The sequence below is a fragment of the Phenylobacterium zucineum HLK1 genome (assembly GCF_000017265.1).
Taxonomy (GTDB): domain Bacteria; phylum Pseudomonadota; class Alphaproteobacteria; order Caulobacterales; family Caulobacteraceae; genus Phenylobacterium; species Phenylobacterium zucineum.
Genome location: NC_011144.1, coordinates 1,697,207 through 1,710,065, shown reverse-complemented (window position 1 = coordinate 1,710,065; position 12,859 = coordinate 1,697,207). Strand labels below are relative to the sequence as shown.

The window sequence follows — 12,859 nt, the reverse complement described above, 5'->3', positions numbered from 1 at the left end:
GTCGGGACGAAGGAGCGGCCGTCGTTTGTTCGATCGAACAAAGGAGCAGGGCTTTCTTGGCGTTCATCGCCCATGTCGGGGATCCTGGATCAGCCAAAGAGGCTCGGCCCGACCGACCACGGCGGCGTCCGACAGGGCGCCGAAGTAGCGGCTGTCAAGCGAACCGGCGGCGGGGTTGAGGACGAAGAGGTCGTGCTCGGCGAGGACGAAGCAGCCGCGCCAGACCGGCAGCGGCCGCCCTGCCCGGTCGCGGGGCTCGGCGCGGGCCACGAGCCGTCCGTCCACCGTGATCGCGCCCTCCTGGCGGCAAACCCGGCTCGGTGCGCGCGCCGCGACCTTCTTGATCAGCAGCACGCCGTCCGGAAGGTAGCCGCGGCGCTCGAGCCATCCGGCGAGCGGTTGAGGCGCCCGGACGGCCGCCCAGTCGCCAACCGCGGGCGGACGATCGGCGTGCAGGCGATAGAGCCCTTCCGGCGCGCTGGCCGTGGCGTTCCAAACCAGCTGCGACGGGAGCGAGGCCGCCACGGGGACGCCAAGGGCGAGCGCCCCGAGCAGCGCCCACGCGAGGGTGGAGCGGCGGTCCATCAGGCGCCCACCGCGCTGCGGAGACGCCAGGCCCGGTGCCGCACGAGCGTGTAGGGCTCAGGCGACGCGCGCGCCTTCAGCCGGTTGTGCACCTGCCGCCAGTAGTCCGGCGCAGCGGCCGTCGGTTCGACACCCACCAGTTCGACGGCGTCGATGGCGGCGAGCGCCTTTTGCACCGTCGGCCAGCCGGACAGGCGCAGCAGCAGCTCGCCGCCCGGCGTCACGCCAGCAACCGTCGAGCAGCGCCCGCCAGGGGCGACGGCTTGCACGATGTCGAGCCTCGAGCCGACCGTGCCGCGGTCGTTGGCCTGCCAGCGGACGAAGGCGAAGACGTCGCCGGGCGCGAAGCCGACGAGGCGCCGGCGGCGGTCGAGGAGGCGCTCCTCGCGCACCTGGCCGAACCGAATCCAGCGCTCGATCCGCTTCTCGTACCAGACCAGCTCCACCCAGGTCAGGGCGCGATCCAGCGCGGGCGGCGCGCTGGCGGGGGTCAGCGCAGTGAGCATGGCGAACGACCTCAGCGCTCGGCGAAGCTACGGTCTTCGGTGACTCGGCGGGCCGGGTGGACGACATCCACGCCCGGGTCGGCGGTCGAGGATTTGACCCCGCGGGCGGCCCAGGTCTGCAGGTCGCCGACCGAATAGACGACCCGCCCGCCAATCTTCATGTAGGTCGGCCCGGTGCCGTAGGTGCGGTGCTTTTCAAGCGTTCGGCCGGACAGGCCGAGGAAACGGGCGGCTTCCGGGGTGCGCAGCAGGCGGGGCGGCAGGGCGGCGGTGGCTTCGGCCATCATCGGACACTCCAAGGGTTCTCCTGGATGCTGCGGCGGAGCGCAGCGAGGACCTGGACACCTTGTCGGAGTGCGGGCGCGCGGGGGGATGGTGAACTTGCGGAGGGCGATTCCGCCATCCCTAGTCGTCGTGTTTGCTACGCAGAAGCCGCTTGTAATCACCCCGGACCAGGGCGGCCCCGGAGCGCACCAGGCGGATGACGGCGTCACGCAGCGGCGAGGTTCGCCAGTTCTCACCCGCCACCCTGGAGGCGCCGAAGATCTGCTCGGCGATCTCCCGATAGCTGCCGCCGGCCAGATGTCCATCGTGCGCCCGCAGGCTTTGCTGGAAGCGCTGGAGCTTGCGGTCCGGCCGTGCGGCGGGCGCAGACCGGCCGGTGAGATGGCGCCAGAGGTGCAACGCCGCCGCCGTTCCGCAGGCCGCATTGGCACCGAACGGGACGACGCAGGCGACTGGCTGGCCGGGCGCCAGGGCGGCTGGCATCCAAAGCCGGTGCTCATCGTCCCGCGTTTTCAGGATCGCATGTACGCCGTCGGGACCGGCGCGCGCGACGAACCGTCCAGGCCAACTTTCCGGCTCGAAACGGATGCTACGGTGACCGCCTTCGACCGCCGGCGCCGGCGCCAGGACGACCGTGCGGGGATAGGCGTCAGGCCGCCAGAACACTGGCTGTGCTGGCGCCGCGAGCGCCGGATCCGCAGCGAAAGCTCAGCCCCCAGAAGGCCAGGCGCGCGTCGCCGGCGCGCCCTGTCCCCCCGGAGGCCACCTCGGCTTTGATATGTTCGAAGTCGGCCTGGTAGTCGTCGTTACGACGCAAGAACTCCCAGGCGAGGGCCGGCGCGGAAAGCTCGCGCAATCCGGCGTAGCGTTCTTCTGAACGCCAGTCCTCGTCACTCAAGGCGCTCTCCCGATACAGAGGAAGCGCCCCCACAGCCGCACTAGTTATCCACACGCAGAGGTTGGACGTAAAGCGGAGTTGTTGCTCAACGTGAGTTCAGCTTGAGGTTGACCCGAGAAACTCGCGGTAGCCGCCATCGCGCAGCCACCGCGCACGGGCCAGGTGGCTGGCATGCATGACCTCCGCGCGCCTGGGTTCGGTCGCGGCGTCGACCCCCAGCACGATCCTCGAGACCTCGCGCCAGTCGGCGCCGGCCGCGTCGGCGTCCAGCAGGCGCAGATAGATCGGCGCGATCTCGCGATCGTATTCGGTCAGCGGCACGCCTTCGGGCGCCCGCTCGCGGAGCTCCGCCTGGGTCATGGGTTGACCCTACGCGTCGCGCTGCGGGGCCGACACATCCTAAGAGTTGAAGCGTCAGTCGCGGGCGAAAAATGCCGCCGGCTCGACCTCCAGAACCTCCGACAGCTTCTCCAGCATGTCGATGGTCGCGGCGTGCTCCTCGCGTTCGAGCAAGCCGACGTAGTTGCGATTGATGTCGGCACGGTCGGCGAGTTCCTCCTGCGATAGACCCTTGGCCTGGCGCAGACGGCGCAGATTCCTCGCTACGACTCCCCTCAACCGCATGAGGAGGAGACGGCGGCGCCGGCCGCACTTCAGCCACCCAGTATACTGGGGAATCGTCGTGCGAGTCGGCGGCGGAAACGTGGCGCCCCGTCACGCTTCGGCGCCGAACGGCTTGCACGCGCGCGAGCGCCCCGCGCCGGTCAGGCGCGGGGCGTGGCGTCTCAAGCGGCGAGGCTCGCCGGCTGACGACCGTGCAGGAAGTCGGCGGCGCGCTGGGCGTAGGCGGCGGCCGTGAAGATGAACCGCTTGTCGCCCTGCAGCACGCTCAGCCAGCTGTCGATATAGGCGGCGTGGTCCTCCCGGGGCTGCAACTCCAGGCCCAAGTCGGCGCAGAGGAAGGCTGCGCCCAGTTCGGCGACTTATCCTGACAGTCAACACGCTGGGCCATCAACACTCCATCAACACGGGGCGGCGGACACGGGGACGCGCCCGCCGCGAGACGACCTGTCATGCGGCGACGTCCGCCTGCGCCGCAGGCTGCTGGGCGTGCATCCAGTCGGCGGCGGCCTGGGCCTTGGAGGCGGCCGTGAAGATCGCCGAGGTGTCGTTCTTCAGCACCTTCAGCCAGGAGGCGATGTAGGCGGCGTGGTCCGGCCGCGGGTGGACCGCGATGCCGAGGTCGGCCAGGATCAGCGCCGAACCCAGGTCCGCGACCACCTCCTCCATGGCGTAAGCCTCGGAGCCGAAGCGGCCGGAGAGATCACGGTTGCAGCGATGGCGTGCAGCCGTCGCGTGAACCCCCTCGTGATAGAGGGTGCTGTAATGCGCGCCGGCGTCGTGGAAGGCCGAGAACGGCGGCATGAACACCGTGTCCTTCGACGGCAGGTAGTAGGCCTCCGAGCCGCCGTAGACGGTGACGATGCCGAGGCGGGACCAGAACGCTTCCGCGTGGGCCAGGCGCTCGGACTCAGGAAGCTGCGGCGACGCCGCGGGCGCATAGCCGTCGACCTGGGCCAGGTTGAACACCGCGTAGCCGCGGGCGAACATCCGCGTGCGGCCGCCTGGCGCCTCGGGCTCGTCGCCTTCGTCGCCGCCTGCGGGGCGCAGGGTCTTCCAGAGCACGATCGAGGTGGCGTGCTCGCCCTTGCGAACCTGCGCGCCCAGCGCCAGCCACTGGCGGTAGGTGCCCCAGAGGCCGGACGGATAGCCGGCCTCGCGCGCGGCGATCCATAAGGCCAGGATGTTCACGCCCCGGTACGGCCGGGACGAGGCGACGTTGACGGGTCGGCTGGTCGCGGCGCCGTCGTGATGCCACGGCATCCTGAACTCGCCGGCGCCGGCTTCGATGGCGGCGACGATCTCGCCGGTGATGCGAGCGTAGATGTCTGCGCGATGAGAAGGCATGATCGGAACTCCGGGTCCCGCCGAGGCCCATCCCCGGCGGCGGAGCGCCTTCAGCGATGGGCGGGACCGGCCTGCACCGAAGGCCGCAGCGGAGCGGAGGACGGCGCGGAAGCGCGCCGTTGCAGGCCGGGCGCGGCCAGCGCCTGCTCCGCCGATCGCCGGGGTGGCCCGGCGCTGCCGGGCCTGCCGCCGAACCTTCGTCTCAGAGCATGGAGCTCACGTCCGATGCGCCGGTCGGATAGGCGAACATGGTGGATCGCAGGTCGGCCGCGGTGAGCCCGTGGCGGATGGCGAGGCCGAAGAGGTTGATCACCTCCTCGGCGTGCGGCCCCACCAGGTGCGCGCCGAGGATCCGGTCGGTGGCCTCCTCGATGAGCACCTTGTGGCCGTAGACCCGCTCGGCCAGGCGCCGCGCGGTGAACCAGTCCGGCGTGGAAGCGGCGTTGACCCGGAACCTGAGCCCCTGGCGATGCGCCTCGTCCTCCGACAGCCCGACGGCGGCGATGGCCGGCACGGTGAAGGCGACGCTCGGGACGCCGCGATAGTCGGGCCGGTGCGAGGGGCCGTCGAGCAGGTTGGCGGCGACCACCTTGGCGTCGTGGCTGGAGACCGGCGTCAGCGGCGGCCCCACGCCGGCCGCGTCGCCGGCGGCATAGACCCGTGGGTTGGAGACGCTCTGCAGGTGGTCGTTCAGCTGCAGACGGCCGTCCCGCGCGGCGACGTCGCCGGCCGCCAGGTCCAGGGCGTCGAGGTCGGGACCGCGCCCAGCCGCGTGGACCACCAGGTCGGCTGCGACGCTGAGGTGCGGCCCGTCACGCCGGGAGGCGTGGACGCGCAAGCCGTCGTGCGACTGCTCGACGCGGGTGACCGTCGCGCCGGTCTCGACGGCGATGCGGAGCTCCCGGAACCGCGGCATGAGCCAGCCCACTGCGTCGGGATCGAAGTGCGGCAAGAGCCGCGCAGCCCGTTGCAGGATGGTGACCTCGGCGCCGGCGCGCGCGACCAGGTGCGAGAACTCCGCGGCGACGTAGCCGCCGCCGATCAGCACGATGCGGCGCGGGAGGGCCTCGATCTCCATGAACGCGTCGCTCGTGACGACCAGGTCCTCGCCCGGGATGCCGAGCGGGACCGGGCGCGCGCCGCTGGCGATCAGGATGTGGCGGGCCTGCAGGGTGTGGCCGTCAACCGCGACCCTATCGGGACCCACGAAGCGGGCGGTCCCATGGAAAGCGTCGACGCCCAGCGCGGCGTAGCGGGCCTCCTGCTTGGCCGGGATCGGATCGGTGAACGTCCGCTTGAACGCCATCAGGCCCGGCCAGTCGATCGCCAGGGCGCCCTCGACGCCGTGTCCGGCCATGCGCGCGGCGGCGTCGAGGGCCTCCTCGCCGCTGACCAGCATCTTCTTCGGATCGCAGCCGCGCAGCGCGCAGGTCCCGCCGAACGGGCGATGGTCGATCACCGCGACGGACCAGCCGGCCGCGCGGACACGGCCGACCGCAACCTGGGCGGCGGTGCCGCTGCCGATGACGATCAGGTCGTAGCCGGCCATGGCGTCCTCCTGCGACGGTCACGCCGACGAACGATCAGCGGGACCGGTACTTGCCCCAGACCGGCTCGACCAGGAACGTGGAGAGTGCGAGCACCAAGGTCGTGTGGATCACGTAGCTGGCGGTATGCGGGCCGAACGGCGCGAACCCCAGGGCGGCCGCCAGCGTGCCGATCGCGCCCAGGAACAGCACCGGAGCCGAGACGTAGCAGTGCAGCCGATGGCAGCGGCGGGCGTTGAGGGTGCAGCCCGCGCCCATCCAGGCGAGCGCGGCGGTCCAGACGAGCGTCGTGGCCGTCTGGGTGATCGGCAGGAAGTCCGCCGACCAGCCCGCCGCGAGCGGCAGCCCCCACCAGAGGATCGCGCTCAACGGCCGGGCCAGGAAGTCCCGCGACCTTGGTGCGGCTTGGTCATGCGAGGCCATGATCGACTACCTCCAATCCTGGCGTAGCGTCTGTAGCGGCTACAGAGTCAACAGGGCCATCGTCACGCGCAGCACGCCTCGCTGCCGCCCTCCTGGATCGGCGGACAGGGCACGTCGCCATAGGAGCAGTAGACGCAGCAGTCTCCCGGCTTGGGCTTGAGCACCACGCCGCAGCCCCGGCAGTCGTAGAAATACTGGCAGGCGTCGGTCGGCATGGTCTCCGTCGTCCGCTGGCCGCAGTGCGGGCAGGTGAGCGTGGAGCGAAGCTCGATCTGCACGTCACTCATCCGCGGGCGCTCCGGATCAGGGCCAGGGCCCAGGGCTCGACGAGCGGCTGCCAGACGAGCGCGAGCAGCGCAAGCAGCGTGGCCGCGGCCAGCAGCCCGGTCCCGAGCCGCGACGGCGGGGCGCAGGCGCCGTCCGTCCGGCACATCCGGGCGCGGCGCCAGGCCAGGAGCCAGCCCGCGCCGGTCGCGCCCAGCGCCGCGAGCGTGATCCAGGTGCGCTGCTCGGCGAACCAGCTCAGGCCGCCGAGGCCAAGGCCGGCCAGCGCCAGCGACATCGGCAGCACGCAGCACGCGGCCCAGGCGAAGACCGCGCCCGCCGCGGCGGTGACGGCGGCCCAGCTCAGGCCGGCCTCGATGGGCTTGCCGCCCTGTCCCTCTCGTCGGACCTGGGGCCCGCTGCTCGCCGTCATGCCGTCGTCTCCTGGCGCCATGCCGCCCACGATGCCATCTGTAGCGACTACAGACTCAAGCCCTAATCGGAAGGCTTTGCATGGCGGACACCGCGATACCCATCGGCGAGCTCTCGCGCCGCACCGGCTGCAACATCGAGACGATCCGCTACTACGAGCGGATCGGCCTCTTGCCCGCCCCGCCGCGACGCGGCCGCTACCGCAGCTATGGGGCAGAAGACGTGGGCCGGCTGGGCTTCGTGCGCCGGGCCCGCGAGCTGGGCTTCACGCTGGACGAGGTGCGCGCCCTCCTGGGGCTCGCCGCCGGCGGGCAGTCCGCCTGCGCCGAGGTGCGTGAGCTCGCCGGGTCGCACCTGAAGGACGTGCGGGCGCGGATCGCCGACCTCAGGCGGATGGAACGGGTGCTCGCCGACTCCGTCCGAGCCTGCGACGCGGGGCTGGACCCCGGCTGTCCGCTCATCCTGGCGCTCTACGCGGAGGCCCCGGCGAAGCCTGGTTAGGTCCAGGCGCGCCGTCGATGCCGTCCAGAACGGCCGTGAACCGCGCCAGCTCGCCGGCCAGGACGGTGCGCTGCGCCGGCGACAGGCGCTTCTCGCGCAGGAGACCGCGCGCGTCGTCGGCGGCCCGCGACCATGCCGGCCGGTGGCGCGCCGTGATGCAGGCGTTAGGACAGCGGGTCGGCTGGCAGAGCGGAATGGCCGGCCCGGAGGCCTCGCCGGAGCGGCCGATGAGGCAGAGCGCCGTCGCCGGGTCGAAGAAGCAGTCGGCGAGGACGCCGGGATGCAGGCTGCGCGCCGGGCTCGCCAGCAGGGCCCGGAGCCGTCCGCGGTCGGCGAGTATCACCGGCGACGGCCCCAGCGCCTCGGCCGCGGCGTCGAGCGTGCGGGCGACCTTGCCGGCGGCGGGGCCGGAAAGCGTTGCGCCGCCCTGGCGCCGATCGAAATAATCCAGGATGTCGTCGAGCTGGCCAAGGCGGCGCTGGGCCTCGACCTCGGCGCGGAACCCCGAGCGGCTGGACCCGGCGTAGCCCTCGAAGGCGGCGACCGAGGCGTGCTTGTACTGGATCATGCCGGCCACGGTCCCGAACGGGCGGTTGGCGATGTGCCAGGCGATGGTGCGGCGGAACTGCCGCGTGGTGAAGCGCCAGGGCGCGCCGTCCGGATCGCGCGGGATGACCGGCTCACCGGGGCTGCCGAACAGGCCGTCGAGGTGATCGCGGAAGGCGTTGAGCTGGCGCACGATCTCGGCCGAGACGTGGGCCTTGGTCCCGGTCTTCAGCGACAGCACCGGCCACAGAGTATCGACGCCGCGGGCGGCCGCCGGGGCGGCGGAAAGCTGGGCCAGCACCTCCACGGCGCGGGCCACCGGGGCGATGGTGACCCACTCGGCGGGCTCGCCGATCGCCCGCTTGCCCTTGTAAGCGGTGGAGCGCAGGCGATGGCGAAGGATCACGCCGTCCTCGCTGCGCGTGAGCGAGAGGCAACCCGAGCGCATGGCCTGGACCTCGCAATCGCGCATGCCGGTGAGATAGGCGCAGACGACGTAGCAGGCGGCCTGCAGCATCCGCTCCTCCCGCGCCAGCGTCTTGGCGTCGAAGCGCGGTCGCCATGGATGACCCGCGCCGGGAAGCTCGGCGATGGCGGCATCCAGGCCGCCTACCTCCACCCCGAGCTCGGCGACGGCGGCGGCGATCAGGTCGGGCGCGCCGCCGTCGAGCTGCAGGTGGTCGCCGGGCTGGTCCTGCGCGTCGATCCCGACGTGGAGGTGCAGGAGGTGGGCGTTGATGGGCGGGGTGACCTCTCCCGTCGCAGGATCGCGCCGCCAGATGCCGTTGTGGGCGCTCGTCCAGATCGGCACGCCGCGGCCCTCCGCGCGCCGCTGGTCGAAAAAGGCCGCCAGGCGCTCGCGCCGGCGCCGGCGTCGCTCCAGCCCGGCCAGGGGCGCATCCTGGCGCAGGAGCGCGTCGCGCCGACGCTCGAGCCCGGTCAGCTCGGCCCGGGCGGCGAAGATGTCGGCGGCGAACAGGTCGATGTAGCGCAGCGACCAGGCGAGCAGCGGCGCCATGACCGGCTCGGGAATGCGCGGCGTGCGGTTCTCGGCGGGGCCGCCCCTGACGCCGGCGACCAGCGCAGGGGAGCGGCCGGGCCAGGGCTCGAAGGCGAGCCGCGCGGTCGGCAGCCGATCGCGCAGGGCGAAGAGATCGAACACGACCTCCAGCAGGTGCGAGATGGCGGTAGGCCTGAGCCCTGCGTCCCGGAGAACCTTGGCGTAGCGGTCCGCCAGCGCCTGGTCGGCCCGGCCGGGATCGCAACACCCGAGCTCGGCGGTGACGAACGCCAAGAACCGGCGGCAGCGGTTGAAGGCGCCGCGCGCGCTGGCCGGCGGCAGCACCGGGCGGCCGCCAGGCCGCGCGACGTTGAGCCGGGTGTGGAGGTACTCGCGAAGCGCGGCGGCCGTAGCCGGATCGCCGACGCCATCGAAGCGGACCGTCACGTGGCAGCGCCGGGCGTTCTCGCGGAACACCGCGGGCGAGAGGTCCCAGACGGAGTCGCCGTAACGGGAGAGATCGGCGCGCTGGAAACCCGCCCGGAGCGGCGCCGTCATCAGGACCGGCCGGGTGTCGAACTCCTCGGCCGGCTGGAGGGATGGGCGCGCGGTCACCCGCGGGCTTCCGGCGGCAGGTAGGCCACAGGTGGTCGGTCGGTGAGCGCCGCGCGGGCCTGCTCCACGACGGCGTCGGAGAACGCCGGCAGGATGTGGCGGGTGATCCGGGCGTGAACCTCGCCGAACTTGGCGGCCCAGTCGCCGACGGCCAGCCCCGCCCGCTCGGCCTCCACGAAGGCGAGGAAGCCCAGGATCGCCGGCAGCTTGCGCGCGGTGATCACTGCGTTGCGGCACTTGAGGCAGCCCCAGAACGGTGTCGGGCATGGCGACCCCGCCTCGCCGAACGGGCTGGCGTAGAAGCCGTTGCAGCTCGCCAGCCAGAGGTCCTGCGCCGACGGGCCAGCATCATGTGGGGGCGGCGAAGGATCAGGCGCGCCGCTGGTGGCGTCGAGCGCCGCCGCGTCCAACGCGACCAGCCGCGGACCCGCCAGCGCCTCCTCCAGGGCGTCGGCCACCGTGGCCTCGTGCAGCGGCCGCAGGGCGGGAATATCGGCGTAGTGCCGTGCCGCCACCTCGGCGGTGTGGCCGACGGCGAAGCGAGCCATCCGGCCCTCGGTCTTCAGGTACCAGAGCGCCTTGTGGGTCTTGCGCAGCGAGGACAGGACGAGCCGAAGCGGCCGGCCCTGGTCGTCGACGATACCGTGGCGGGCGGTCCAGGCGTCGATCGTCTCGCGGGGGTGCCGGACGCCGGCGGTGAGCGCGCCGGACCGGTAGTAGACCCAGAGGCTGTCGCTGGGATGGCGCCGCCGCGCCGCGGCGGTGAGCTCGACGAGGCGGCGGATGAGCCCGCCGGGCGTGGTGGAGCCGCCGTCGCGCACGCGGATGGTCTTGTGCTCGGCGCCGCGGGCGCGGCGCTTCACATAGGCGATCTCTACCGTGCCGCCGGACGCGTTGCGCAGGCAATCGACGACGAGCCCCTTGCAGCACTCGATCTCCAGGCCCGTCTCCAGCGACAGCAGCACCAGGCACGGCGCCACGTCCGCGGCGGTGAGATGGTGGGCGGCGTGCAGGTCGTGGCTCAGCTGCGGGCTCTGCAACCCGCGCCGCCAGCGCGCGCCGTAGAGCCGCATCCACTCCGGATCCTCCTGGGTGAGCACGCCGCGCGCGGCGATCACGGCGTGCGCCGCGGCGAGCACCTTGCCCAGGCCCGGGTCAGCCTCGGCCGGCGGCCCGGCGAGCACCCGCCTCACGAGGCTCACGATGTCCGCGCGGGCGGCGTCGCGGAGCTGGTGCGCCACGAACGGGCTCAGCGTATCGCGCGGCTGGGGCCGCTCGTACGGCTGGGCGCTGATGTAGCGCAGCCGCTCGCGCAGGTCCGGCGCGACGGCCTGCGGCGCGTCGGCGGCGATCTGCCGCAAGGCGCAGACCACCTTCACCAGGACGGTGAACAGGTGGACGCGCGAGAGCCCCTGCGCCGCCAGCCACGCCTCGAAGGCGTCGACGTGGCGGCCGCGCAGCTCCTCCGGACCGGCGACCGGCTCGTCTGTCGCGGCCAGATACTGGAAGAAGCGCGGGAGCGTGACCGCGTAGGCCTTGACCGTCGTGCGGACTCCGAGCGGGCCGCCCGAACCCGCGAGACGGCGCAGCGCCCGCGCGAAGGCGAGCGCCAGGCGTCGTGGTCGAAAGGCGGTGTAGTCCACTAGGACCGCGCCGCCATCCTGGGCGATGATGGTGAACCGCAGGCCGGCGACCTGATCGCCAGGCTCGTCGGATCGGGCGCCGTCGGCCGCGGTGAAGCCGACGCGGCGCCCCCTGCGTGGTCTGCCGCTCACGCCCTCGGCCGTGCGGGCAGGAGCGCCAGCAGCTCCTCGACGGCGGCGTCGACCGTGTCGGCGCGCGAGGCGATGTGGTCGAGATAGATGTAGGTGGTGGCGAGGCTGGCGTGGCCGAGCAGGCGCTGAACCTGCTGCAGCGGATCGCCGAGCAGCTCGCGGTAGCCGGCCATCGGGCCGGCCGAAGGCGAAGCCTCGGCGAGCCGGTGCTGGATCAGCATGGCGAGCATGTGGACCGCGAAGGTGTGGCGCAGCTGGTGTGGGCTGATCCGGATGGGCCTGCCGGCCTCGGCGCAGCGCCGCGAGGCGCGGGCGAAGACGGCCTCCCAGGAGTTAGGCCGCACCGGCTGGCCGACCTCGGTCAGCCACAGCGCCGCCGGCTCGGCCGGCGCGCCGTCCTCGGCGCAGAGCACGAGGCGACCTCGCTCATCCGGCGTCAGCGCGTCCATCGAGACCGATCCGCCGTCGCGCAGCCGCACGCGGGATCCCGGATCGATCGCGCGGGCGAAGATCGGCCGCTCGATGGCGCGCCAGCCGGATCGCGCCTGGAACTTAGTGACGGCGCTGGCGCGCTCGACCGCCAAATAGGGCAGCAGCTGCTGCACAAACCGGCGGGGTATGAGAACGCGCCGGCCGCGCTCGCCCTTGGTGAGGCCCTGCGGCAGCTCCAGCCAGACCTGCCGATCGGCCGCCGCAGCGGGAGCCAGGCCGGCAAGCTCGGCAGCGAACAGCGAGGACGCCTCCTCGAGCCGCAGCCCGGTCGTGACCAGCAGCTCGGCGAAGAGCGCGTTGCGCGCGCCGTTGCGGTCGCGCGCGCCCGGCCGCTCACCCCCGTCCAGCGTAAGGCCGCGCAGACCCACGTCGCGGAACAGGCGATAGTCCTCGAGCGTGGCGAAGCGGACGTCGGCGCGCTTCGCCGCCCGCTCATAGGCGTCGTTGCGGCCGGTCATCCGGCCGCGGCCGCCGGCGTGTCCGCGACGCCAGATGGCGCGATGGGTGAACGGCGTCTGGGCGACAAGGCCCTCGGCCTCGCCCCAGCGGTAGAGCTTCTCCAGGGCGGCCACGGCGCGGTTCCAGGAGGCCGCTGAGATCCGGGTGCCGGCGTCCTCGCGCCGTCGCGCGCGGTGGAACCCGGCGACGTCCTCGCGGCCGGCCGCCCAGACGTGCTTGCCGCAGGCAGCGGCGAGGAAGCGGACCCATACCGCCACGTCGTAGGCATAGGCGCGCAGCGAATGGCGCGAGGGCACCCCGCTCAGCGGCAGATCGAGGAAGAAGCGGTCGAGATCGGGATCGTAGAGCGCGCCGTCACGCAGGATCATCGGCACGTGCGTGTCGAGACCTTCCACCGGTCGCCGCTCCTGCACCGTGATCGTCGAAGACGCGGCAAGCTCGTCCACAGGCGAAACTCCCCCGGACCCCCTCAGGGAGCCTGCATCGGCGCCGGCGCGGCCTGGTCACGGCGCTCTCCAGGCCGGCCGCCGCCAGCTTCTTGGGAGCGCTGCGGCCGGCCTGGA

Annotated in this window: 17 protein-coding genes; 1 reads left to right on the top strand and 16 read right to left on the bottom strand. The window is 72.7% G+C overall.

Features of this window, described 5'->3' with window-relative positions:
• Window positions 1–63 precede the first annotated feature (63 nt).
• From PHZ_RS08305 to PHZ_RS08245, 13 genes are all read right to left on the bottom strand, one after another.
• Window positions 64–585 carry a S26 family signal peptidase gene (locus PHZ_RS08305; RefSeq protein ID WP_012522060.1) on the bottom strand — a complete coding sequence of 174 codons (522 nt, stop codon included), beginning with the start codon at window positions 583–585 and terminating at the stop codon, window positions 64–66.
• A complete protein-coding gene (locus PHZ_RS08300) occupies window positions 585–1,091 on the bottom strand; it encodes a DUF2840 domain-containing protein (protein ID WP_012522059.1) in 507 nt (168 codons plus the stop codon). The genes PHZ_RS08305 and PHZ_RS08300 overlap by 1 nt, the downstream gene beginning before the upstream one ends.
• Window positions 1,092–1,102: 11 nt before the next feature.
• Window positions 1,103–1,375: a helix-turn-helix transcriptional regulator gene (locus PHZ_RS08295; RefSeq protein ID WP_012522058.1), complete on the bottom strand. Its 273-nt coding sequence runs from the start codon at window positions 1,373–1,375 to the stop codon at window positions 1,103–1,105.
• 121 nt (window positions 1,376–1,496) lie between these two features.
• Window positions 1,497–2,042: a DUF2285 domain-containing protein gene (locus PHZ_RS08290; RefSeq protein ID WP_012522057.1), complete on the bottom strand. Its 546-nt coding sequence runs from the start codon at window positions 2,040–2,042 to the stop codon at window positions 1,497–1,499.
• Window positions 2,026–2,274 (bottom strand): transcriptional regulator domain-containing protein, encoded by a 249-nt coding sequence (locus tag PHZ_RS08285; protein ID WP_049758181.1) that lies wholly within the window; start codon window positions 2,272–2,274, stop codon window positions 2,026–2,028. Before PHZ_RS08285 ends, PHZ_RS08290 begins: the two co-directional genes overlap by 17 nt.
• Window positions 2,275–2,370: 96 nt before the next feature.
• Complete coding sequence (locus PHZ_RS08280) at window positions 2,371–2,634, bottom strand: DNA -binding domain-containing protein (protein ID WP_012522056.1); 264 nt, start codon at window positions 2,632–2,634, stop codon at window positions 2,371–2,373.
• A gap of 54 nt (window positions 2,635–2,688) precedes the next feature.
• Entirely contained in the window at window positions 2,689–2,898 is a 210-nt protein-coding gene (locus PHZ_RS08275; RefSeq protein WP_012522055.1) for a helix-turn-helix domain-containing protein, read from the bottom strand.
• A 161-nt stretch (window positions 2,899–3,059) separates the two neighbouring features.
• On the bottom strand, window positions 3,060–3,248 hold the full coding sequence (locus PHZ_RS22660; RefSeq protein ID WP_201765298.1) for a zincin-like metallopeptidase domain-containing protein: 189 nt from the start codon (window positions 3,246–3,248) through the stop codon (window positions 3,060–3,062).
• 97 nt (window positions 3,249–3,345) lie between these two features.
• Entirely contained in the window at window positions 3,346–4,242 is an 897-nt protein-coding gene (locus tag PHZ_RS08270; protein ID WP_012522053.1) for an ArdC family protein, read from the bottom strand.
• Between the two features lie 202 nt (window positions 4,243–4,444).
• Window positions 4,445–5,791, bottom strand: coding sequence for a dihydrolipoyl dehydrogenase family protein (locus PHZ_RS08265; protein ID WP_012522052.1), 1,347 nt, complete (start codon window positions 5,789–5,791; stop codon window positions 4,445–4,447).
• A gap of 34 nt (window positions 5,792–5,825) precedes the next feature.
• A complete protein-coding gene (locus tag PHZ_RS08260; protein ID WP_012522051.1) occupies window positions 5,826–6,212 on the bottom strand; it encodes a hypothetical protein in 387 nt (128 codons plus the stop codon).
• Window positions 6,213–6,274: 62 nt separating this feature from the next.
• Window positions 6,275–6,499, bottom strand: coding sequence for a GDCCVxC domain-containing (seleno)protein (locus PHZ_RS08250; RefSeq protein ID WP_041373355.1), 225 nt, complete (start codon window positions 6,497–6,499; stop codon window positions 6,275–6,277).
• Window positions 6,496–6,909, bottom strand: a complete 414-nt coding sequence (locus PHZ_RS08245; RefSeq protein ID WP_012522050.1) for a hypothetical protein — start codon at window positions 6,907–6,909, stop codon at window positions 6,496–6,498. The genes PHZ_RS08250 and PHZ_RS08245 overlap by 4 nt, the downstream gene beginning before the upstream one ends.
• An 80-nt stretch (window positions 6,910–6,989) precedes the next feature.
• Between PHZ_RS08245 and PHZ_RS08240 the strand changes: the two genes are divergently transcribed.
• Complete coding sequence (locus tag PHZ_RS08240) at window positions 6,990–7,409, top strand: MerR family transcriptional regulator (RefSeq protein WP_012522049.1); 420 nt, start codon at window positions 6,990–6,992, stop codon at window positions 7,407–7,409.
• On the opposite strand, the gene PHZ_RS08235 is transcribed toward PHZ_RS08240, so the two are convergent.
• From PHZ_RS08235 to PHZ_RS08225, 3 genes are read right to left on the bottom strand one after another with little or no spacing between them, the layout of a single operon-like run.
• A complete protein-coding gene (locus tag PHZ_RS08235) occupies window positions 7,366–9,570 on the bottom strand; it encodes a site-specific integrase (protein WP_012522048.1) in 2,205 nt (734 codons plus the stop codon). The genes PHZ_RS08240 and PHZ_RS08235 overlap by 44 nt on opposite strands.
• Window positions 9,567–11,345 carry a hypothetical protein gene (locus PHZ_RS08230; RefSeq protein ID WP_012522047.1) on the bottom strand — a complete coding sequence of 593 codons (1,779 nt, stop codon included), beginning with the start codon at window positions 11,343–11,345 and terminating at the stop codon, window positions 9,567–9,569. The genes PHZ_RS08235 and PHZ_RS08230 overlap by 4 nt, the downstream gene beginning before the upstream one ends.
• Complete coding sequence (locus PHZ_RS08225; RefSeq protein WP_041373354.1) at window positions 11,342–12,742, bottom strand: tyrosine-type recombinase/integrase; 1,401 nt, start codon at window positions 12,740–12,742, stop codon at window positions 11,342–11,344. Before PHZ_RS08225 ends, PHZ_RS08230 begins: the two co-directional genes overlap by 4 nt.
• Between the last annotated feature and the right edge of the window lie 117 nt (window positions 12,743–12,859).